This is a genomic window from Streptococcus sp. oral taxon 431 (genome assembly GCF_023110115.1).
Taxonomy (GTDB): domain Bacteria; phylum Bacillota; class Bacilli; order Lactobacillales; family Streptococcaceae; genus Streptococcus.
Map to the genome: position 1 here is coordinate 202,258 of NZ_JALDVP010000002.1, position 21,096 is coordinate 223,353.

Annotated in this window: 20 protein-coding genes; 3 read left to right on the forward strand and 17 right to left on the reverse strand. The window is 41.0% G+C overall.

Annotated features, from left to right (window positions below; genetic code table 11):
* Nucleotides 1-14: 14 nt before the first annotated feature.
* The 10 genes from M1F91_RS03860 to M1F91_RS03905 all read right to left on the reverse strand — a co-directional run bounded on the left by M1F91_RS03860 (nucleotide 15) and on the right by M1F91_RS03905 (nucleotide 12,067).
* Nucleotides 15-968, reverse strand: a complete 954-nt coding sequence (locus tag M1F91_RS03860) for a class I SAM-dependent methyltransferase (RefSeq protein WP_247912714.1) — start codon at nucleotides 966-968, stop codon at nucleotides 15-17.
* A gap of 96 nt (nucleotides 969-1,064) precedes the next feature.
* Nucleotides 1,065-2,672: a CTP synthase gene (locus M1F91_RS03865; protein ID WP_247912715.1), complete on the reverse strand. Its 1,608-nt coding sequence runs from the start codon at nucleotides 2,670-2,672 to the stop codon at nucleotides 1,065-1,067.
* A 269-nt stretch (nucleotides 2,673-2,941) separates the two neighbouring features.
* Nucleotides 2,942-3,517: a DNA-directed RNA polymerase subunit delta gene (gene rpoE / locus M1F91_RS03870; RefSeq protein WP_006148015.1), complete on the reverse strand. Its 576-nt coding sequence runs from the start codon at nucleotides 3,515-3,517 to the stop codon at nucleotides 2,942-2,944.
* A gap of 176 nt (nucleotides 3,518-3,693) precedes the next feature.
* A complete protein-coding gene (locus M1F91_RS03875; RefSeq protein WP_247912716.1) occupies nucleotides 3,694-4,893 on the reverse strand; it encodes an ABC transporter permease in 1,200 nt (399 codons plus the stop codon).
* The gene (locus M1F91_RS03880) at nucleotides 4,890-5,783 is read right to left on the reverse strand and encodes an ABC transporter ATP-binding protein (RefSeq protein ID WP_247912717.1); all 894 of its coding nucleotides are present in this window, start codon (nucleotides 5,781-5,783) and stop codon (nucleotides 4,890-4,892) included. The genes M1F91_RS03875 and M1F91_RS03880 overlap by 4 nt, the downstream gene beginning before the upstream one ends.
* Before the next feature lie 196 nt (nucleotides 5,784-5,979).
* Nucleotides 5,980-8,385 (reverse strand): phenylalanine--tRNA ligase subunit beta, encoded by a 2,406-nt coding sequence (gene pheT, locus M1F91_RS03885; protein WP_247912718.1) that lies wholly within the window; start codon nucleotides 8,383-8,385, stop codon nucleotides 5,980-5,982.
* A 128-nt stretch (nucleotides 8,386-8,513) separates the two neighbouring features.
* Entirely contained in the window at nucleotides 8,514-9,560 is a 1,047-nt protein-coding gene (pheS, locus tag M1F91_RS03890) for a phenylalanine--tRNA ligase subunit alpha (protein WP_247912719.1), read from the reverse strand.
* 278 nt (nucleotides 9,561-9,838) lie between these two features.
* Entirely contained in the window at nucleotides 9,839-10,555 is a 717-nt protein-coding gene (gene ldcB / locus M1F91_RS03895) for an LD-carboxypeptidase LdcB/DacB (RefSeq protein WP_247912720.1), read from the reverse strand.
* An 11-nt stretch (nucleotides 10,556-10,566) separates the two neighbouring features.
* The gene (locus M1F91_RS03900) at nucleotides 10,567-11,028 is read right to left on the reverse strand and encodes an HIT family protein (protein ID WP_247912721.1); all 462 of its coding nucleotides are present in this window, start codon (nucleotides 11,026-11,028) and stop codon (nucleotides 10,567-10,569) included.
* Between the two features lies 1 nt (nucleotide 11,029).
* A complete protein-coding gene (locus M1F91_RS03905; RefSeq protein ID WP_247912722.1) occupies nucleotides 11,030-12,067 on the reverse strand; it encodes a M42 family metallopeptidase in 1,038 nt (345 codons plus the stop codon).
* Nucleotides 12,068-12,199: 132 nt separating this feature from the next.
* Between M1F91_RS03905 and M1F91_RS03910 the strand changes: the two genes are divergently transcribed.
* Together M1F91_RS03910 and M1F91_RS03915 are read left to right on the forward strand one after the other, a co-directional pair.
* Entirely contained in the window at nucleotides 12,200-12,751 is a 552-nt protein-coding gene (locus M1F91_RS03910; RefSeq protein ID WP_247912723.1) for a DUF1307 domain-containing protein, read from the forward strand.
* A 316-nt stretch (nucleotides 12,752-13,067) separates the two neighbouring features.
* Nucleotides 13,068-13,604 (forward strand): DUF1307 domain-containing protein, encoded by a 537-nt coding sequence (locus tag M1F91_RS03915; protein ID WP_247912724.1) that lies wholly within the window; start codon nucleotides 13,068-13,070, stop codon nucleotides 13,602-13,604.
* A 37-nt stretch (nucleotides 13,605-13,641) separates the two neighbouring features.
* Here the strand turns inward: M1F91_RS03915 and brnQ are convergent, their stop codons facing one another.
* The 5 genes from brnQ to M1F91_RS03940 all read right to left on the reverse strand — a co-directional run bounded on the left by brnQ (nucleotide 13,642) and on the right by M1F91_RS03940 (nucleotide 18,070).
* Complete coding sequence (gene brnQ / locus M1F91_RS03920; RefSeq protein WP_247912725.1) at nucleotides 13,642-14,967, reverse strand: branched-chain amino acid transport system II carrier protein; 1,326 nt, start codon at nucleotides 14,965-14,967, stop codon at nucleotides 13,642-13,644.
* A 165-nt stretch (nucleotides 14,968-15,132) separates the two neighbouring features.
* The gene (locus M1F91_RS03925; protein ID WP_247912726.1) at nucleotides 15,133-15,414 is read right to left on the reverse strand and encodes a rhodanese-like domain-containing protein; all 282 of its coding nucleotides are present in this window, start codon (nucleotides 15,412-15,414) and stop codon (nucleotides 15,133-15,135) included.
* Nucleotides 15,411-16,001 (reverse strand): uracil-DNA glycosylase family protein, encoded by a 591-nt coding sequence (locus tag M1F91_RS03930; RefSeq protein WP_247912727.1) that lies wholly within the window; start codon nucleotides 15,999-16,001, stop codon nucleotides 15,411-15,413. The genes M1F91_RS03925 and M1F91_RS03930 overlap by 4 nt, the downstream gene beginning before the upstream one ends.
* A gap of 53 nt (nucleotides 16,002-16,054) precedes the next feature.
* Nucleotides 16,055-17,455, reverse strand: a complete 1,401-nt coding sequence (pepV, locus tag M1F91_RS03935; protein WP_247912728.1) for a dipeptidase PepV — start codon at nucleotides 17,453-17,455, stop codon at nucleotides 16,055-16,057.
* 9 nt (nucleotides 17,456-17,464) lie between these two features.
* Nucleotides 17,465-18,070, reverse strand: a complete 606-nt coding sequence (locus M1F91_RS03940; protein WP_247912729.1) for a nitroreductase family protein — start codon at nucleotides 18,068-18,070, stop codon at nucleotides 17,465-17,467.
* Nucleotides 18,071-18,302: 232 nt separating this feature from the next.
* On the opposite strand from M1F91_RS03940, the gene M1F91_RS03945 reads away from it, so the two are divergent.
* On the forward strand, nucleotides 18,303-19,112 hold the full coding sequence (locus tag M1F91_RS03945; RefSeq protein WP_247912730.1) for an amino acid ABC transporter substrate-binding protein: 810 nt from the start codon (nucleotides 18,303-18,305) through the stop codon (nucleotides 19,110-19,112).
* A gap of 63 nt (nucleotides 19,113-19,175) precedes the next feature.
* Here the strand turns inward: M1F91_RS03945 and M1F91_RS03950 are convergent, their stop codons facing one another.
* Complete coding sequence (locus tag M1F91_RS03950; protein WP_247912731.1) at nucleotides 19,176-20,009, reverse strand: metallophosphoesterase family protein; 834 nt, start codon at nucleotides 20,007-20,009, stop codon at nucleotides 19,176-19,178.
* 102 nt (nucleotides 20,010-20,111) lie between these two features.
* A complete protein-coding gene (locus tag M1F91_RS03955; protein WP_247912732.1) occupies nucleotides 20,112-21,008 on the reverse strand; it encodes a TDT family transporter in 897 nt (298 codons plus the stop codon).
* Nucleotides 21,009-21,096 lie beyond the last annotated feature (88 nt).

The window sequence follows — 21,096 nt, forward strand, 5'->3', positions numbered from 1 at the left end:
TACCAAAATTTGCACTAGATTTCATGCCCTTGACACCAATTTTGAAAATTTTCCTTAAACTCCATCAAAATTTCAGGGTCACGAAGACTGGTAAGTGGATAAACAAATGGTTCAACTCCTTCTCCTGTCTTCTTTTGTAGGACAAAAATGCTCTTAGACTGGGCTCCTTGCGCGAAGAGATCCTCTGGTAAGGCAATAATTGCCACTAGTTGAGCCTGGTCAGTGAGCCATGATTTCAAAAGTTCACTCTGTGGACTTGTCAGGAGATCTGTTGGAGCCAGAAAAATCGCATAGCCTCCTGTTCTGAGATACTTGAGTGATTGTTCCATTAACAAATGATGAGCATAAGTATGTTCTTTCTTAGCCGCTACTTGATAACGTGAGGCTATCTGATCATCTGGATAGTAACCGACAGGCAGGTCGCTCACAATGATGTCACTTTCTTTTAATACTTGTGGACGTACTGCATCTCCTTGGACAAAGCCCATTTGAAGATCCATTACTTCCGCCATGCTTGCCGCCAAGTCAATCAAGAGGTCATCAAGTTCTATTCCCAGGTAATCTATCTTTTTGTTCATGGACGTTAAGAAACTAGCTCCCAGAATTCCCATCCCAGATCCCAATTCCAATAAGCTCACATTTTCAGCAGGGAAAAGTTGTTCAATGATAAAAATCATCAAATGACCAACCGCATCCGGGGTGAACTGGTGATTGGCCTGGAGAGGTTCTGTTTGCGCTGCCTTCATTAACAAAAATTGATAGGTCCGTAACCACTCCTCTTTTCGAAGTGCCAAACGTTTTAAGGCCTGGTTATTTTTTTTGACTTGCTCCAGAGCGGTTTGACCATCTAGATAAATCCCGTTTTGTTCAATTAAGGCGTCATAAAAACTTGTCGCCAAATCGTTTTGAATGATTTGGACATTTTCTAGTAAATAGGTATATGCTTGTTCAATTTTTTCAAAATCCATAATCTTATCTTACCAAATTCAGAGCTGATTTTCCAGATTTTCATAATACTGAAAACAAATAAAAACCTCTGAGATGACTCTCAAAGGTTTATTCTACTATTTACTATTTTCAACAGCTGCTGTTACAAAAGCAGTGTAAAGTTCTTCTGGACGATTTGGACGACTTGAAAGTTCTGGATGGTACTGACAAGCCACAAAGAATTTGTTTTCTGGGATTTCAACAATTTCGACCAAGCGATTGTCTGGTGAAACACCTGAGAAGACAAATCCTGCACCTTCAAACTGTTCACGGAAGGCATTGTTAAACTCATAACGGTGGCGATGGCGACGTTGGACCACTTCTTTGTTATGATAAGCTGCCGCTGCCTTAGAACCACGTTTCAACTTAGAAGGATAAAGTCCCAAACGAAGGGTTCCCCCCATGTCCTCAACATCAATCTGATCACGCATGATATCGATGATTGGATATTTTGTATCAGGATCAAGCTCTGCTGAATTAGCCCCTTCAAGTCCCAAAACATGACGGGCAAACTCGATACAAGTCAATTGCATTCCCAAGCAGACTCCCAACATTGGTACATCATTTTCTCGAGCATAGCGAATCGCTTGAATCTTACCTTCTGTTCCACGTTGACCAAAACCACCTGGAACGATAATTCCATCAGCGTCAGATAGAAGTTCTACCACATTGTCAGCTGTCACATCGTTAGCATTGACCCAATCAATCTTGACTTCTGTATCATTGGCATAACCAGAGTGTTTCAAGGCCTCTACGACAGAAATGTAGGCATCTTGCAGCTCGACATACTTACCAACAAGAGCAATCTTTACTTGTTTTTTTAGATTCATAACCTTATCAACCATAGCAGACCACTCTGTCATATCTGCTGCCGGTGCATCAATTTTCAAATGGTCGCAGACGATTTGATCCATGCCTTGAGCTTGCAGATTAAGCGGAATTTGGTAAAGATGATCTACGTCTAAGGACTCGATAACAGCTTCTGGCGCCACATCACAGAACTGGGCTAGTTTGTTTTTAATCCCTTGTCCTGCTGGTTTTTCTGTACGAATGACTAACATATTTGGCTGGATTCCCAAACCACGCAATTCTTTGACAGAGTGTTGAGTCGGCTTAGTCTTCATTTCTCCAGCTGCCTTGAGGTAAGGAAGCAAGGTCGTATGGATATACATAACATTATCTGCACCGACATCTGCCTTCATCTGACGAAGCGCCTCTAAGAATGGAAGGGACTCAATATCGCCGACTGTTCCCCCAACCTCTGTAATAATAACATCAGAGTCAGTTGTTAGGGCAGCACGCTTGATTTTTTCTTTCAAGGCATCAGTAATATGAGGAATGACTTGGACAGTTGCTCCCAAATACTCTCCTCGACGTTCTTTACGCAGAACTTCGCTGTAGATTTTACCAGTTGTCACGTTGGAATATTTGTTGAGATTGATATCGATGAAACGTTCATAGTGACCCAAGTCCAAATCTGTCTCAGCCCCATCATCTGTTACAAAGACTTCCCCGTGCTGGTAAGGGCTCATGGTTCCTGGGTCAATATTGATATAAGGGTCAAATTTTTGGATGGTTACCTTCAAACCACGATTTTTCAAGAGCCGTCCTAGGCTCGCCGCTACGATTCCTTTCCCAATAGACGACACCACACCACCAGTTACAAAAATATATTTCGTAGACATAGATTCCTCTTTCTAAAATGCTCAAGATCTTGTTCACTAGAGGGGGACTAAGAAAACAAGATCTTCACCGATAACTACAATCCAGGATGATAATTTCCCTGGAAAAACAAAAATAGCTCCCTAGTAACTAGGAAGCCCCGACCTCAAAAAAAGGTGCCCGAACAATATCTTACCTCAATTTAGCTCATTTGTCAAATGTCATTCTTTACTAGATTTATAGTTCTACTGCAGAAAAGAAAACAACAAGGAGATTTCCTTGTTGTTTGGTATTATTCTTCTTCTTCCTCAGAATCTTCGTCATCTTCTTCAACGAGATCAACATCTTCCCCAAGATCATCTGGTGCGATTTCGTTGATTTCAGCGTCGTAGGCTTCTACTTCGTTCTTCTCATCGTCTGGATTTTCATCATCATAAGAAAGAGCTGGATCTTCTTCGTAGGCGTCCTCATCCTCTGGATCATCTGCACCATAATCAATGGCATCCGTATCTCCATCCATAAAGGCATTAACACGTTTTTTCTTAGCCTTAGGTGCTACTTCTTCATCGTCACTTTCTTCAAGAGCAATGATTTCTTCGTCAATTTCATCAACTCCATACCATGAACGAAGGCCCCACTTGTTATCTCCAAGAGAGATGAAGCTACCATCAAAGTTCAACTCTGTATAGAACAAAGGTAGTGCTTCGCGAATATCGCTATTAGAGGTACCAAGATAGTTTTGGATTTCATTGACCAAATCGCTAAAATGCATTTCGTGGTCGCGACCACGTTGTTCCAAGATGGCACGAGCCACCTCAATCATAGATAGTTCACTTTTTTCTTGCCCAGCAAATACTTCTAATTCCAAAGCGTTTCTCCTCTTTTTTACTACTAACGCCAGAGTATATAAACTCTGGTCTCATTTTATCACGTACTCTTTATTGTACGATAATTTTCTTTATTAGTCAAAGGTTTAGAAGAAATTAATGTGAAATATTTCAGCGAATAAAAAGACCTGGGAGATACACTCACAGGTCTGTTACTTTATTTATAGCTTAAAGCTCGTTTAAAGGTTTTCCAGATACCTAAATCGTCTGTTTGAAGGACTAGGCTGGCATACATACGTCCGATAAAGGCTGTTGCAGTCACGGCGAATACAACTGTGATCGCAAGAGAAATCCAAGCCTCGATACTATTTGCATAGCCATTGATAGCTCTAAAAGGCATAAAGAAGGTCGAGATGAAAGGAATATAAGAACCGATTTTCAAAATCAAATTATCCCCAGAAGCCCCTAAGGCGGTTACCCCTATAAAACCTACCATAATCAAAAGCATCAAAGGCGACAAGGCCTTACCTGCATCCTCAGGTCGAGAAACCATAGAACCCAGAAAGGCTGCCAAGACCACATACATAAATAGGCTGACCAATACAAACAACAAGGTATTGACCGAAAAAGCTTCTCCCAAATGACTTAGAATACCTGAATTAGCCAAGAAAGGCATATCCTTAAAGAATAAGATAGCTCCAAGTCCGCCTACAACATAAATACCAATATGAGTCAAAATAACAAGAAGCAAGGCAATCATACGCGCGTAAAAGTAGTGACTAGCACGAATACTTGAAAAGACCACTTCCATAATTTTTGTCCCTTTTTCACTGGCTACCTCTTGAGCAGTGACACTGGCATAAGTAATCAAGATCATATAGAGGAAGAAGCCTAGTCCTGCCGCCGCAAAGGTTTGGACCATCTTTTTACTTTCCTTAGATTCATCAATCTGCTCTGAGAATTGAATCGTTTGTGCCAAGTGCTGTTCCTGTTCCTGAGATAAATGTGCCTCCGAACGATTGAGTTGGTATTGGAGCTCATTCAACTTAGTTGTCACAGCTAATTTTATACCAGTTTCAAGTGAAGTTTCACCGTGATAGACTGCCTTGAGGACACTACCTTCTTGATCAATCGTTAGATAGCCCTTGATTTTTTCATCCTTGACAGCTTCTTGGGCGCTTGCTTCATCCTTATAGTCAAAATTAATGCCATTGGTCGATTTAAGACTCTCTGTTACAGCAGGCACCGAACTAACTACTGCCACCTTATTATTCTGAGCCAGAGAGGAACCTTGGAGATAGCCAATTCCGCCAGACAAGCCGATAAAGAGAAAAGGCGAGATTACCATAAAGAAGAAACTCCAGGATTTGACATGACGTAAATAAGTTTCTTTGATTACAACCAACATATTTCTCATACTTCCACCCCTGATTCTAGTTTAAAGATTTCATCAATTGTCGGAGCTTGCTGGTCAAAGGTCGAGATATAGTGTCCTTGAGTCAAGATAGCAAAAAGCTCCTGTCCAGCATTTTCATCATCTAGGATGAGCTTCCAAATCCCCTGCTTGGTCAAGCTAGCATGTGTGACATGAGGAAGTTTTTCCAAGTCTTCCTGACTCTTTTCACTTGCAACAAAGAGTCGCGTTTTGCCGTATTGATTACGAACATCTTGGACTGGTCCATGCAAGACGACACGCCCATCACGAATCATAAGGATATCATCACATAGCTCTTCGACATTGGTCATGACGTGGTCTGAAAAAATAATGGTTGCACCACGTTCTTTTTCTTTGAGGATAACCTGCTTGAGCAATTCGGTATTGACTGGATCCAGACCACTAAAAGGTTCATCTAGAATGATCAGATCTGGTTCATGCATTAAAGTAATAATCAGCTGAATCTTCTGTTGATTCCCTTTTGAGAGACTCTTAATCTTGTCTGTCAATTTTCCCTTTACTTCCAGTTTCTCCATCCATTGAGGGAGTTTTTCTTTGACTTCTTTGGCATCCATGCCTTTTAACATGGCTAGGTAACGAACCTGCTCTAGAACTGTCAACTTAGGCATGAGACTACGTTCCTCGGGTAGATAGCCAATCCGAGCATAGGTTTCCTGACGAATTTCCTGGCCATCAAACTGAATTTCTCCTTGATAATCCAAAAATTTCAAAATACTGTGGAAAATGGTTGTTTTCCCAGCTCCATTTTTCCCAACTAGACCTAAAATTCTTCCAGGCTGAGCTTGAAAGTCAACGCCAAACAAGACTTGTTTGGGACCAAAATTTTTTTCAAGATTGCGGACTTCTAACATAATCCACCTCCTACTAATCTTACCCTCATTATACTCCTTTTTTTAGTCATTACAAGGATTTATGTACATTTTTATTAGTAGAATTTACTAGGCATTTTTTATATCAAAACAAATAAGATTCAACTTCATTTTTCTTTCCAATATTCGGCATTTACAAAGACAAAAAAATCCATCCCTAGGGATGGATTTTAGACTGTTAACGCACTTCTGCATTCACTTTTTCTTCGAGAGAAGCTTGGATTTTTTCCATGTAGCGTGCGACTTCTTCATCTGTCAAGCTATCTTCTGGATTTTGGAAGGTCAAACTGTAGGCCATAGACTTCATGCCAAGTCCTAGTTTTTCACCTGAGAAGACGTCAAACAGTTTGATGCCTGTCAAACGTTTCACGCCTGCGGCTTGAATAGCATCAACCACCTCTTGGTGAGTCACTTCTGCTTTGAGGAGAAGGGCGATATCACGGCTGACTGCTGGGAATTTAGTAATTTCCACAAAGGCTTCTGCTGGTTGAAGGGCTGCCTCAATAGCTGAAAGGTTAAGCTCCGCTACATAAGTTTCTGGAATATCGTAAGCCTTAGCCGTCACAGGGTGCACTTGACCGAGGAAACCGACTACTTGATCATCGAGTGAGATCAAAGCTGTACGTCCTGGGTGAAGACTCTTAATCTCTTGCGTTGCTGCATAAGTCACTTCAAGACCCAAACGAGTAAAGAGTGCTTCAAGGATTCCCTTAGCATAGAAGAAGTCAACAGGAACAGCTGCTGTTTGGAAGTCTTTTTCAGCGACTAAACCAGTCAAAGCAAAGGCGAAACTGTTGATTTCATTTGGCAAGTCTTCTTTTGGGTTACCTGTTTGTTCAAAGACTTTTCCAATCTCATAAAGAGCCAAGTTTTTATTCTTACGCGCTACGTTGTAGGCAACTGTATCTAAAATACCTGAAACCATATTTTGACGGAGGACCGAACGGTCCACAGTCATTGGCCACATCAATTCTGTCAAATGACTTGGTTGAATGGTAAACTCAACCGCTTTTTCAGGAGTTGTCAGTGTATAGGTGATGATTTCTGTCAATCCAGCACCTTCTGCAATGGTACGAACTTGACGTCGCAATTTTTGTGTCGCTGTCAACTCACCGGCTGTCCCATCATCTTTTGGAAGACTGGTTGGCAAGCGATCGTAACCATAAATCCGAGCGATTTCTTCAAAGAGGTCCGCTTCAATCGTGATATCCCAACGACGACGGGGAACGCTAACTGTGAAGGCTTCTGCATTTCCAGAAAGGCCAAATCCAAGGCGACGGAAGACATCCTCTACATCCGCGTAGGAAAGCTCAGTACCAAGAACACGGTTAACGTCTGCAAGAGTTGAAGAAACTTCCACATCAGATGTATCCAACTGACCTGCTGAAACGATACCTTTACGCACGGTCGCACCAGCCAATTCTGCAATCATGCTTGCTGCCGCATCAAGGGCTTCATTGACAGTTGCCACGTTGATGCCTTTCTCAAAGCGAGAAGAAGATTCTGAACGAAGGTTGAGGCGACCGCTAGTCTTACGGATCGATTTACCATTGAAGACAGCAGCTTCAAGGACTACACGACTAGACTTTTCAGAGATTTCTGTAGCCTGACCACCCATGACACCTGCAAGGGCTACTGCTTTGTCAGCAACTGTAATCACGAGGTCATTTGTTTCCAACTCACGCTCTTCCCCGTCCAAGGTTACTAATTTTTCACCAGCACGAGCTTCACGCACACGGATGTCAGTCCCTTCAAAGGTATCCAAGTCAAAGGCATGCATTGGTTGACCAAAGTAAAGCAAGATATAGTTGGTCACGTCGACGACATTATTAATCGGACGGATGCCTTCGTTCATGAGGAGGTTTTGCAACCATTGCGGACTTGGTGCAATCGTCACATTGTCCAAGATACGGGCAGCATAGTAAGGCGCCTTGTCTGTATCAATGCTGACAGAAAGAGCATCGGCTACAGCTTGGTCTGTTTCTGAAAGAGCAAATTCTTTAAAGTTAACTGACTTGTCATAAATCGCTGCTACTTCATACGCTACCCCACGCATAGAAAGAGCGTCTGCACGGTTTGGAGTGATAGAAAGTTCGATGATTTCATCATCCAAGTCTAGGTAGGAGAAGACTTCATCCCCTGGAACAGCATCTTGAGGCAAGATTTGGATCCCATCTGCAAATTCCTTAGGCACAACTGAGTCAGAAATTCCCAACTCACCAAGTGAGCAGATCATTCCGAGAGATTCCAAACCACGGATTTTCCCTTTTTTGATCTTGTAGTTGTCCGCTATGCGAGCACCTGGAAGAGCTACCATGACCTTGATGCCTGCGCGCACATTTGGTGCTCCACAGACGATTTGACGGGCTTCTTCTTCACCTACATTGACTTGGCAGACATGCAAGTGTGTTTCTGGTACATCTTCACAAGACAAGACTTCTCCGACGACAATTTTTGAGAGACCAGCAGCTGGTGATTCGACACCTTCTACTTCAATCCCTGTGGTTGACATTTTTTCAGCCAACTCCTCTGATGGTACATCAATGTCCACCAATTCTTTTAACCATTTATAAGATACTAACATAATTCTGAGCATAAGATCCCAATCAGCGAGATCTTTTCAATTCCTTTCTTTTTCTTCGAGTCAGTCGTTCCTATTGCTACACTATAAAAAATGAGGACGACTTGTAGGATTGTGTTTAGGTTTCAATCTTATTTAAACTGTTCTGAGAAGCGGACATCTCCTTGGTAGAATCCACGAATATCGTTGATTCCGTAACGGAGCATAGCGACACGTTCTTGTCCAAGACCAAAGGCAAAACCAGAGTATATAGTTGCATCGATACCACTCATCTCAAGGACACGTGGGTGAACCATACCGGCACCCATAATCTCGATCCAACCAGTTTTCTTACATACGTTACAGCCGGCTCCCCCACACTTGAAGCATGAAACATCCACCTCAACAGATGGCTCAGTGAACGGGAAGTAAGATGGACGCAAACGAATTTGACGCTCTTTACCAAACATTTTTTGTACAATCAACTGGAGGGTTCCTTGAAGGTCAGCCATAGAGATGTTTTTCCCAACAACCAAACCTTCGATTTGGTGGAACTGGTGACTGTGGGTTGCATCATCCGTATCACGACGGAATACACGTCCTGGTGAGATCATCTTCAAAGGACCTTTTGAAAAATCATGGGCATCCATAGCACGCGCCTGAACTGGAGACGTGTGAGTACGAAGCAAGATTTCTTCTGTGATATAGAAAGTGTCCTGCATATCACGAGCTGGGTGATCCTTTGGAAGGTTCATACGTTCAAAGTTATAGTAGTCTTGTTCAACTTCAAAACCATCCACTACTTGGTAACCCATCCCGATGAAGATGTCTTCAATTTCCTCACTAGTTTGTGTGAGGATGTGACGGTGACCAGTCGCAACTGGACGACCTGGAAGCGTAACATCAATGCTCTCACTTGCTAGTTGAGCTTCCACTTTCTTTTCTTCCAAGAGCTTAGCTGATTCTTCAAATGCAGCTGTCAAAACATCACGAGCTTCATTGACGTGTTTCCCGATAACAGGACGCATTTCTGCAGAAACATCTTTCATCCCTTTCAGGATTTCAGTAAGGGAACCTTTTTTACCAAGGACAGAGACGCGCAATTCTTGCAGCTCTTTTTCATTTTCAGCAGAAATCTGCTTCAAGCTAGCTAGCGTTTCTTCACGAAGCGCTTTTAATTGTTCTTCAATAGTTGACATAATTCCTCCATCAGTCTTTCGTAGATAAAAAGAAAACCACATGCCAAAAACTCCACACTCGGAGCGTTGACACGCGGTACCATCCGTTTTCATCTGACAAGTCAGACCTTTATTTCTGAATCCATTGGCAAGTGAATTCACCCAGTTTTCATATAGAGAGCTTTCAGTCACGGCTCTCCTCCCTGATATACTTCCCCTGAGATACTAGTCTTGCAGATTCCTATTTAATTATTATTCATTTTATCAAATTTCAAGCATTCTTGCAAGATGTTTTGCGACTAATCAACATAGTCTCCACCTTCAAAGCCGTAATACTCTTCCAAGCTGAGACCACTTGCAGCGATGTCCTTGGCTTCTTTTCCGACGTAGCGAAGGTGCCATTCTTCAGCCATATAGCCTGTTTCTTTTTCCTTACCTTTGAGATAGCGAACGACAAAACCATAGTCTGCAGCATGATCTAAAAGCCATTGGGCAGCTTTTTCTTCTGTCACTAAATCTCCATCTGTGCCGATAAGGTCGAAAGCAAGACCTGTTTGGTGTTCACTATATCCAGGTCGTGCAGAATAGCGATCAGCCTCTGCCTTTCCGTCTTGGTTGACATAGTCCTGATAAAGTTGAGTTTGAGTTTCATAACTTCTGAAACCACTATAATGATCGCTAATTGGGAAACCTGCTTCCTGCATAGCAGCAATAAGCTTCAACAACTCAGCCTTTGCTGTAGGATTTTCTCCAGGATTATAGTCCTTAGACAAGGGATAATGTTTATTAGCGATAACAATCTCATCGTACTTGCCTTGGATGCTGTAATGATCTCCTTTGTCTACCACTTCTGCCTTCTTTTGGCTAGCCTCATGAGACTTACTACCTACAGTTCCTTCTTGAACAGTTGTTTGCTCTGAAGAAGCTTTGGCGTCAGAAGTTGCTGGCTTTTCTTGTGAACATGCTGCCAATGTCAAAGTTAGTAAGCCTGACAAGATAAGATATCTTTTTTTCATGTTTTATCCTTTCATTTGATAACTTTATCCAATTCAACAGATAAAGATTGGATTAAATTTTCTAATTGTTTCGGTTGTACTTGGTAATCTTCTGCTGCCATTTCTTCCCAAGGAACCCACCAGACTGGACCACGTCCATTTAGACCGTGCCCCTTCATATCACCAGCTCGTCTTGGAAAAATATGCCAGTGAACATGAGCGTCTCCATTTCCCAACAACTCTACATTCATCTTTTCAGCAGAAAAAGCCTTAGAGACAGCTTCCTGAACCAGACTCATTTCCTCTAAAAAGCGGAGTTTGACAGTTGGATGTAGATGATGTAATTCTGTGACATGTTCCTTGGCTAGAAAGAGAGTGTAGCCTTCAAAATACTGGTGGTCTCCGATGACAACATAGCCTGTTTCCAGTTCTTTTACAAAGTAGGGATTTTCCCCTGCCTTAATCAATTCAATTCGATCACAAATCAAGCACATATCAGTCCTCCAACTCACTCTTGAGATAAGCATCTACCATACGCTCAGTAGCCACTACAGAATCAATATGAGTTCGCTCGTAAGAGTGACTAGACTCAATACCTGCACCAAGAAGAGCGTGTTTGACTTCTGCTCCAGCTGACATAGCTGCAGAAGCATCCGAACCGTAAAATGGATAGATGTCTAATTTAAACGGAATGTCTTGCTCTTTTGCTAGAGCTACCAAGTGTTGACGGAATTCATAGTGATAAGGACCTGAAGCATCTTTAACACAGATAGAAACTGTGTACTCGTCTGTCTGCTGATCATCTCCCATCGCTCCCATATCTACCGCTAGATATTCGACAACTTGACTTGGGATACTTGAGTTAGCACCATGCCCCACTTCTTCAAAGACCGAGAAGGCAAAATGCGTAGTGACAGGAAGTTCAACCCCTTCTTCTTTATAGACTTTAAGAAGATTAAGGAGGATAGCCGCGCTGACCTTATCATCCAAATGACGCGATTTGATAAATCCTGTCTCAGTCACGACAGTTCGTGGGTCAAAGCTGATAAAGTCACCAACCTCAATACCAAGTGCGCGTGTTTCTTTTTCGTTTGTCACTTTTTCATCCAAACGCACTTCCATATTGTCCTGCGTGCGTTCAGCAGTTCCAGCGTCCTTGTATACATGACAAGAAGTCTGGTGGATCAAAATGGTACCTGAAATAGTCTTACCTGTACTAGCCACATGAACTGTACAGTTTTCGCCTTCAATCATATTCCAAGGGTAGCCACCAATGCGGTCCATTTTAAGACGACCATCTGGTTTAACAGCGCGAACGATAGCTCCCAAGGTATCCACATGGGCGGTCACATAACGCTGTTGCTCATCATTTTTACCTTTGATAGTAACGTTGACACCACCTTTGGCAGTACGGATTGGTTGATAACCTAGTTTTTCAAGAGTCTCAACCAAATAATTCGTAATTTCACGTGTAAAACCTGTTGGTGATGCGATAGCAGTTAGTTCTTTGATATATTCTACAGTTTGATTCATTTCTTCACCTCTTCCTAATATTATATCACTTTTCCCATCTTAGTATGTGTAAAAAGGAAAAACGAATATACTTTGATTGCGAAAGTATTTTATGATATAATGAAAAAAGTTCTTATGATGAAAGGAAAAAATATGAACAGATATTTCAAAATGACGTTTCTCTTAGCCTTACCGTTGGCATTCTTGTTGGGATGTTCTAAACAAGTATCAACACCTGCAAACAGCAGTTCTAAAGAAGACACAACAACTCAGTCAAGTGAGAGCAAACAAAGCAGTCAACAATCATCTGAGAAGAAAGAAACAGCCAAGACACATACTTTTGTCAACAAAAGCAATCCTGGAATCACTTCTACCTTGGTTTATACTGTAGAAGGCGACAATGTTACCAAGCAAACCGCTCAGAATGTTGCAGATCCTGAAATCCTTGGTGCAACTCCAGAAGAGGTCAAGAGTACACTCGAGGATACCTATAAAGGTTATTACGGGCTAAAAGGTGTTAAACAAACCATTGAAATCAAAGATGGAAAAGTTGTTCAAGATCTCGAAGTTGATTACTCAAATGCAAGCCTTGACGAACTTAGAAAAGCACTCCCTGAAGAATATCCTGGTATTGGAAATCGTGTCAGTTTCTCAATCACTAAAAATGGACTAGAGACACTGGGATTCACTGAAAAGACAAACTAATCCCCTAAAATTTCATATAGACTAGTGTAGGTCCACCCCGAAAGCTATACGCAACTCTAGCTCTTGGGGTATTTTACTATATCCCTAACCGATGAGTCTAATAGACTCCTCCCGATTCCATAAAAAATTCATTTGAAACTTTCCCCCTTTCAATCTATACGATAAAAGACCTTTGAAACAGATAGAGACATAACTTTAATCGTCAGACTAGTTTCTATTCGTTGTCATGTCAAATCAGATGAGAGGATAGATCAAGTTGATTTTGCAGTAGAATCATGTTATAATACAAAATACTTTTATTCTGAAAGGAGATTCTATGAAAACTTATGTTAAAACTTCACTAGTCCTAGTGGCTTCGCTACTCCTCCTACTCGGATGTTCTAAACAATCATCAACAACTTCTAACTCCTCAAAAGCAGAGACAACTGAGGTAAAAACGACTGAAGCTGAAACTACAGAAAAGAAAGCTGAATCAAAAACTGTAGTCTTTGTTCATGACAGTAATCCAGGAAGACATTCTACCTTAACATATACTGTTGAGGGTGATGACGTTATGAAACAAGAAGTTTATAATGTTTTTGAACCTGAGATACTCAATAAGAGCGCTGATGAGCTTAAAGAACTTATCGTGAAAACTTATAAAGGGTATGAGGGAATCAAAGGTGTTACACAAAATATCGAATTCAAAGATGGAAAAGTCATCCATACCATGGTCATTGACATGACTGTAGTCAATCTTGATGAGATGAAAAAAGCAATGCCAAATGAATATTCAGGAGCTGGAAAACGTGTGAGTTTTTCAAAAACTAAAAAGATGCTTGAGGACCTTGGATATACTGAAAAAACGAACTAAGAGTAATAAAAAAACCTTGGCATAAGCCAAGATTTTTTTATTCCATCTCAAAAGCTTCACTCTTTTGCTTATTTGGAAGAACAAGGGAAAGTAAAATCCCAATGATCGCTGGTACTAACCATGGCAATGAAGCCTTAGCAAATGGTAGAGCATTCACAATGTTGGCAAGGAAGGTCACTTCAAATGAACTTCCTAAGACACTAGCTACGGCAATAGCTGTAACAAGACCCATCGTCAATTGCATGCCTGGTTTTGAAAGTGGTACAAACTTGTTCACAATCACAATCATAACAATCACAATGGTAATTGGATACAAGATAACTAGGACAGGGATAGAATATTTGATAATTGCATCAAGACCAAGGTTGGCAATTGCAAACCCAATCAAGGTAAAGACAGTCGCATAAACCTTATAGCTGAGTTGTGGGAAACGTCCGTTAAAGAACTCCGCAGTTGAAACAATCAAACCTACAGTCGTTGTGAAGCAAGTTACTGTTACCATGGCTGCTAGGAATAATTGAGCTGTTGAACCAAAGATTTCTTGAGTCGCTTGTGACAAGATATAAACCCCTGGAGTTCCACCCTTCATCGCTTCTTCTGTCATCGGGAAGTGATTTCCAAGGAAACCTAGGCCAATGTATAGAGCACTAAAGCCAAGCGCTACGACAATTCCGACTACCCAAATGGTTGAGATGTACTCTTTTTTACTCGAAAATCCAAGTTGTTTCAAGGTTTCAACCGCGATTACACTAAAGGCAACAGATGCGAGAGCATCTAGAGTATTATATCCTTCAAGGAATCCTGCTCCAAATGCTGAAGTTTGATAAGCTGCTGTAGCTGCTTGCGGTGCATTTCCACCATATTTGAGGGCTCCAAGAATTACCAAGATGATAATTAAGATGGCAAAAACTGGTGTCAAAATACGACCGATACGATCCAAAATCTTTGAAGGATTAAGCGCGATTAAGAATGCTGCAACAAAGTAGATAAGGGTAAAGACAATCAAGCCTAGACCTTTGTCAGCATCTGCCAAGAGGGGACTAATCCCTACTGCATAAGAAGTTGTTGCAGTACGTGGAATGGCAAAGAATGGACCAATCGACAAGTACAAAACTGCTAGATAAATCGTTGCAAACCAAGGAGAAATCTTTGTAGAAATCTCATAGATATATCCCTTAGGATTTAAGGTCCCGATGATCAAGGTCAAGACGGCAAGTCCGACACCTGAAAGTACAAATCCTGCAATGGCAGGGAGAAAGTGTTCCCCAGATTGAGCACCTAGAGTAGGGGGGAAAATCAAATTACCCGCACCAAAAAATATTCCAAACAGGAGTAATCCTGTTAAAGCACCTTTTTTAGCCATAAACTCTCCTTATATAAAATAAAATACTTTCTTAGTATAACATGATTAAAGGCTTGAAAAGGCTATCTCGGAATAATTTTAAAATGTTTTCAATTTTCTGATTTTTAGAGCAAATAAACTCCCTTTAAAACCTTTCTTATTTTCGGTCTTAAAGGGAGTTTTTTCTTATTCTAAGGCATCCATGCCACCTTGGACATTGATAACCTCATATCCTTGTTCTGCTAAAAATTGACAAGCGCGTGCTGAACGAATTCCTGATTTACAAATCACGTAGTAAAGATTATCCTTATCTAGTTGTTTATATGTATCAGCTAATTGGCTAAGAGGTAAATTACGAGCGCCTTCTAAATGAAGAGTCTCAAATTCCTCTACTTCTCTCACATCTAATACAGAAAGCGACTCTTTCTGGTATAGTTGGTAAAAATCATTAAAAGTAATTTCTTTCATTTTTCTTCTCCGAGAATTTTTTGAATTCTTTCTTTCAAGTCAGGCAAAACATCTGCTTCAAACCAAGGATTTTTTTTCATCCAGATTTGGTTCCGAGGTGACGGGTGCACCAAAGGGTAATAATCTGGCAAATAATCCTTAAAGCGATGCACACGGTCTGTTACCTTGCCACTGACTTTCTCATGCAGATAGTAAGCCTGAGCATACTGACCAATCAAGAGCGTTAATTGAATATCAGGTAACTCTTTCAAAAGTTTAGGGTGCCATTTTTCTGCAAAACCTGGACGAGGTGGCAGGTCACCCGATTTTCCATGTCCTGGAAAATAGAAATCCATGGGCATAACTGCAAAGTAACCTGACTTGTAAAAAGTATCCTCATCCACACCCAACCATTCTCGCAAACGATCCCCACTTTTATCCTTCCAGTAAAGTCCTGCTTCTTGGGTTTTTAGACCAGGTGCCTGCCCAATGATATTGATACGAGCAGTTTTTGGAGCAGCAAAGAGAGGTTCGATTCCTTGCTCAGTATAGTGTTGATTTTGTGGATCAGCCATGATGGCTTGTTTGATTCTTTCGATTTGAGACATCTACTCTCCCTCCAAAAAGAAGTCTAAGTATAAAATCTCAGACTTCTATAGCATTATTTGATCAATTCATAGATAGCTTCAGCGTAGATGGCTGCTGCACGGAAGAGGTCATCCAAGGCGATAAATTCATTGGCTTGGTGCATAGTATCGATAGAGTCTGGGAACATAGCACCGTAGGCTACACCACGCTCTAAGAGACGTCCGAAAGTTCCACCTCCGATAACTTGTTCATGCCCTTGAAGACCTGTTTGTTTTTCATAAACATTTAACAAGGTTTGGACAAGCGGATCTTCCATTGGTACATAGTGAGGTGTGTGACCATGTTCTGATAAGCTAACAGATACAACTGGCAAGGTTTCAAGAACTGACTTGATTTGCTCTGGACTTGTTCCTTTTGGATAACGGAAGTTAAGGGCAATGGTATTGTCAGCACTTGTCTCATCAAAGCGGAAGACACCAGCATTCATAGAAAGGGCACCCATCTTTTCATCCACATGAGCCACCTTCAAGTTTTTGCCTTCATGGTCATTTAAGAGAATCTTTCCAGCAATGTCAAGGAAGTCTTTTGCAGGTCCTTCAAAAGCAAACTGGCTGAGGAAGAGAGCAAGGTAAGTCGCACCATTGACACCTGAAGCAGGCATAGCACCGTGAGCAGATTTACCGATAATCGTAACCTTGTACTTGCCGTTCTCTTCTTGAATGTCTCCTCTAAGCTTGTGCTCTGCAACAAAGACATCTAGTTTCGCTTGCAAATCAGCCAAATCCCCTGAAACGACTGCAGTTGCTGATTCTGGCACCATATTTTCACGCAAACCACCTGTGAAACTGTGAAGACGAGCTGCACCCTTGTTTTCACCAGCAAAGTGGAGGTATTCTGTGATATTTCCTTTTTCACCATTGATAATAGGGAATTCAGCATCTGGAGAGAAACCAAAGTCTGGCTTCGCAAGTCCTACATGTTCAAAATAGTAGTCCATATCTGCCCAACCTGATTCTTCATCAGTTCCGACGATAAAGCGAACTTTTTTAGAAGTTGGAAGTCCCAATTCTTTGATGATTTTCAAACCATAGTAGCAAGCAGTTGTAGGTCCCTTATCATCTGAAGCACCACGCGCATAGAGACGACCATCTTTGATAGTTGGAGTATAAGGATCAGTATCCCAACCGCTACCTGCTGGCACCACGTCCATGTGGGCAAAGATTCCAAGAACTTCTTCCCCTTGACCAAACTCAAAATGTCCTGCATAGTTGTCGACATTTTTTGTTGGGTAACCATCACGGTCTGCGATTTCAAGGAATTTCTCCAAAGCTTTTACTGGACCAGGTCCAAAAGGATGTTGCACATCTGCCTTACTGTCATCGCGTTCTGAGTTGATTTCCAAAAGGCTAAACAAGTCAGCCAAGAGAGCTTCTTTACGTTTTTCTACTTCTGCTGTAAAATCAATAACTGTCATTTTTACTTCCTATCTTTTTTCGATAATTTCATCTACTGGCAAGCGGTAGCTTGGTTCCAATTTCTCGTCTGTGTATCCTACTGTGATCAAAAGTTCTGGACGGAAGCGTTCTTCAACTTCCAAGACTTCATTAGTTTTTGATTTATCAAAACCAAGGATAATGTTTGAACCGATTCCCTGGTCAGTCAATGCAAGGACTAAGTTCATCGCAACCAACCCTGCATTAAGGGCTAGGTAGTCACTGATTTGTTGTTCATTGTAACGCGCAAACTCTGCTGGAAGATTTTTCATAAAGTACTGAAGCTGTTCTTCTGAGAAGTTCTTTGCTCCACCAACACGGGCAATCTTGCGAGCTCGTTTAGCTAGGTCAGTATCTGTAAACAAGGCAATGGTTACAGGGGCAGATGCTACTTGCTCAAAGTTTGAACCGTAAGCCAATTTTGCTAGTTCAGCATTTTTCTCACGAACCACAACAAACTTCCAAGGCTGACTGTTGTGAGCACTCGGTGCCAAGGTTGCGATTTCAATAGCTGTTCGAACATCCTTGGGATCAACTGGTTTATCAATAAAATGCTTAGTCGCATGACGTTTTTTATTTAACTCAAGAAATTTCATAATTGATTTCCTTTTCTATTTCTACTGCTTCCATTTTACCACATTCTGAAAGAGCTTGCAGAGATTTTTCATTAGTGGCCTAAATTATCTTTTTCTTATCTGATTTTAAATTTTAGATTACAAACTCTAACTGAAAATTATAATATTTTTCTATCACTTCCATAAAAAATATATATTGGCTATTTGATTGATTGTCTGGTAAGCTAGATACCATTAAGTAAAGGAGACACACATGAAAAAATTATTCTTATTATTAGCCATTAGTCCCTTGTTGGTGGCCTGTGGACAATCTAAACAGGATAGTACTTCAACTTCCACTGCTAGCCCTAAAACCATTGTCGTAGCAACTGCTGGAGACATTCCACCTTTTGATTTTGAAAAAGATGGTCATTTGACTGGATATGATGTTGAAGTTTTAAAAGCGGTCGATGAAAAACTAGATCAATACAAGATTGAATTTCAAAAAACAGCTTGGGAGAGTATCTTCCCTGGAGTTGATGCTGGTCGTTACCAAGCTGCTGCCAACAACTTGAGCTTCACCAAAGAAAGAGCCGACAAATATCTCTACTCCCTACCAATCGCAAAAAATCCTTTGGTTCTCGTGAGCAGAAAAGACAAGGCTCTTACCTCTCTTCAAGACATCGCTGGTAAAACAACCCAGGATGACACTGGAACTTCTACTGCCAAGGTTGTTACGGACTGGAATCAAAATCACTCCGACAATCCTGCCACCATCCAATACTCTGGTGAGGATGTCGCTAAACGCCTGACTGACCTCGCCAATGGTGAATTTGATTTCCTAATCTTTGACAAAATCTCTGTTCAAAAAATTATCCAAGACCGAGGTTTAGACTTGAATGTAATTGACTTGGAAAGCAATGATAATCCAAATAACTACATTATCTTCTCAAGCGACCAAAAAGAATTTAAAGAACAATTTGACAAGGTTCTCAAAGAGCTCTACCAAGATGGAACCCTTGAAAAACTCAGCAAAACTTATCTCGGTGGTTCATACCTACCAGATCAATCTCAATTACAATAAGATATATTAAAAACGATTGGCTAGTCCAATCGTTTATTTAGTATCTGTTCGTTAAAGCACCTTTTACAAAAAATCAAAATAGTTTTTGACATCCTTGATATAACCATGTTTTTCATTGAGGCTGGCTAACAAATCTCTATTATGGCCTTGATAGTTGTCCTCACGTCGCAACTCTTCATACATTTCGATAAAAGGAAGGTCTTTGGTCTTGGCTGATTCTAGCTCTGCTTCATAGTCATAGGCAACTTTTCGAAATTGAATATTGACTAACTCACCATTTTCAACCTCAAGTAAGGCATACTGGGCACGGTGATTTTTCAGCCCTACCCAGTCAAAATAAGGCATACCAATCGAACCTGGATTGATGATTTGTTGACCTTGGCTACCATAACGAAGCAACTGCTTGTGAACATGACCATAGACGGCTACATCAGTAGTCTCATCAAGTAACTGGTCAAATTTTTCGGTATCATTTTCAACCAGCAGATCACCACCATAGTTTTTCTCAGGTAAATTATGTGAAAGAGAAAAGCGCAAGCCTTCGACTTCTTTCTTGGCTACCATAGGTAGATTTCTCAACCAATCAATATGCTCTGGGTTTAGACGCTCCATCAGATACTGAGTCATCCTGAGAAGCTGAATTTCTTGGGGATCTTCTAAACCATATTGCCCATCTAAAGCCTCTAACACACAATCATCCCAGTTCCCTCGAACGGATGATGTAATGGGAAGGTCTTTCAAAAGAGCCACCAAGTCATTTGCTCCCGGCCCAGGAAGAAAAATATCTCCCAGAAGCCAATATTCAGTCGCTCCCAAATTTTTAGCGTCCTCAAGCACTCCAGCTAAGGCTGTCGTGTTGCCATGAATGTCTGATAAAATTGCAATCTTATGGTTCATTTTACACACTCTCTTTATTCGTATTTATTTATTCTAGCTATCCCTTACACCGTTATAGGTCTGCACCTTTCTTCATCTCACTTCTCCGTGCTAGGGGGTCTTTTAGTTCCTTAAATATCGTATATACTCTACTAATACGTAGATGAGGATTGTTAAACAAATAATCATCTCTAACCAAACGACGAGGTTGAGGACCGGAAACTGCAGAATGCCTTGGGACATTTTCAATGAAGTTGCTGTGATGATGGTTGGAAAGGTTAGAGCTGAAAAGGCTGGTTGGAAACCTTGTTTTAAAATCCTTGGCAAGCGACTAAGGACAAAGAAAAAGAAGGTCTGTGATGCAAGGATCATAACTAGTAAAATCCAACTAGGAAGACTGTATCCTCCTACTCTCACTAATGCTGCCAAAAGGAGAGAAAATGGAGCACAATAGATTCCTTCTTGCCCCAGCAAAGCGAGCGGTAATGGATTTTTCCTCAAATCTTGATAAATTAGAGGGTAAAGGATAAGGGTTAAGATAAAACCAAAAATCCAAGCTCCATAGGCAATCCCAACAATGCCCACCACTGGGTAGGTCAAACTTGCTACTGCAATTCCTACATAAAGAACCGTCCAAGTTGGTGTTGCACTGGCCCTTTGTTTAACCAAGGCATAGTTCTTTGTAAAGTATAAGATGAGGTAAACATCTAGAAGAAAAGCAAACCACCAGAGAATCTGTGCAACAATACTCATGTTCGGGGGTAAGATTCGTAATAAATACGTTGATAAAATCATCCCTGCCATGGGAAAGGTTGCCATTCCTGACAAAACAGGGGCTTTCTTTAATTCTTGCTTACTTTCATGCCAGTTATTGAGGTGGCTTACCAAAAAATAAAACCATAAAATCAAGCCTGACAAACTAAAGATGTGTGATAAAAGCGGAAAAATATCCAAGATGAGATTTCCTGCTCCAGCCAATCCCAATAAGCAACCTGAAAAGGCTAAGGGGAGTTTTTTCATACCAACCTCCGAAAATGATGTTACTATCAGTATAGCATAAATAAAACTCAGCTAGACAAGACTTCATCAATTTTTTTTTGGCTATAAA

What these genes read in the sequence shown, in the direction of transcription:
- M1F91_RS03945 (WP_247912730.1), top strand. Translation starts at nt 18,303, where the DNA reads ATGAAAAAATTATTCTTATTATTAGCCATTAGTCCCTTGTTGGTGGCC.
- M1F91_RS03950 (WP_247912731.1), bottom strand. Translation starts at nt 20,009, where the DNA reads ATGAACCATAAGATTGCAATTTTATCAGACATTCATGGCAACACGACA.
- pepV (WP_247912728.1), bottom strand. Translation starts at nt 17,455, where the DNA reads ATGACAGTTATTGATTTTACAGCAGAAGTAGAAAAACGTAAAGAAGCT.
- pheT (WP_247912718.1), bottom strand. Translation starts at nt 8,385, where the DNA reads ATGTTAGTATCTTATAAATGGTTAAAAGAATTGGTGGACATTGATGTA.
- M1F91_RS03905 (WP_247912722.1), bottom strand. Translation starts at nt 12,067, where the DNA reads ATGAATCAAACTGTAGAATATATCAAAGAACTAACTGCTATCGCATCA.
- M1F91_RS03880 (WP_247912717.1), bottom strand. Translation starts at nt 5,783, where the DNA reads ATGTTAGAAGTCCGCAATCTTGAAAAAAATTTTGGTCCCAAACAAGTC.
- M1F91_RS03940 (WP_247912729.1), bottom strand. Translation starts at nt 18,070, where the DNA reads ATGAAATTTCTTGAGTTAAATAAAAAACGTCATGCGACTAAGCATTTT.
- M1F91_RS03910 (WP_247912723.1), top strand. Translation starts at nt 12,200, where the DNA reads ATGAACAGATATTTCAAAATGACGTTTCTCTTAGCCTTACCGTTGGCA.
- M1F91_RS03860 (WP_247912714.1), bottom strand. Translation starts at nt 968, where the DNA reads ATGGATTTTGAAAAAATTGAACAAGCATATACCTATTTACTAGAAAAT.
- pheS (WP_247912719.1), bottom strand. Translation starts at nt 9,560, where the DNA reads ATGTCAACTATTGAAGAACAATTAAAAGCGCTTCGTGAAGAAACGCTA.
- M1F91_RS03925 (WP_247912726.1), bottom strand. Translation starts at nt 15,414, where the DNA reads ATGAAAGAAATTACTTTTAATGATTTTTACCAACTATACCAGAAAGAG.
- M1F91_RS03955 (WP_247912732.1), bottom strand. Translation starts at nt 21,008, where the DNA reads ATGAAAAAACTCCCCTTAGCCTTTTCAGGTTGCTTATTGGGATTGGCT.
- M1F91_RS03865 (WP_247912715.1), bottom strand. Translation starts at nt 2,672, where the DNA reads ATGTCTACGAAATATATTTTTGTAACTGGTGGTGTGGTGTCGTCTATT.
- M1F91_RS03875 (WP_247912716.1), bottom strand. Translation starts at nt 4,893, where the DNA reads ATGAGAAATATGTTGGTTGTAATCAAAGAAACTTATTTACGTCATGTC.
- M1F91_RS03900 (WP_247912721.1), bottom strand. Translation starts at nt 11,028, where the DNA reads ATGTGCTTGATTTGTGATCGAATTGAATTGATTAAGGCAGGGGAAAAT.
- M1F91_RS03915 (WP_247912724.1), top strand. Translation starts at nt 13,068, where the DNA reads ATGAAAACTTATGTTAAAACTTCACTAGTCCTAGTGGCTTCGCTACTC.
- ldcB (WP_247912720.1), bottom strand. Translation starts at nt 10,555, where the DNA reads ATGAAAAAAAGATATCTTATCTTGTCAGGCTTACTAACTTTGACATTG.
- brnQ (WP_247912725.1), bottom strand. Translation starts at nt 14,967, where the DNA reads ATGGCTAAAAAAGGTGCTTTAACAGGATTACTCCTGTTTGGAATATTT.
- M1F91_RS03930 (WP_247912727.1), bottom strand. Translation starts at nt 16,001, where the DNA reads ATGTCTCAAATCGAAAGAATCAAACAAGCCATCATGGCTGATCCACAA.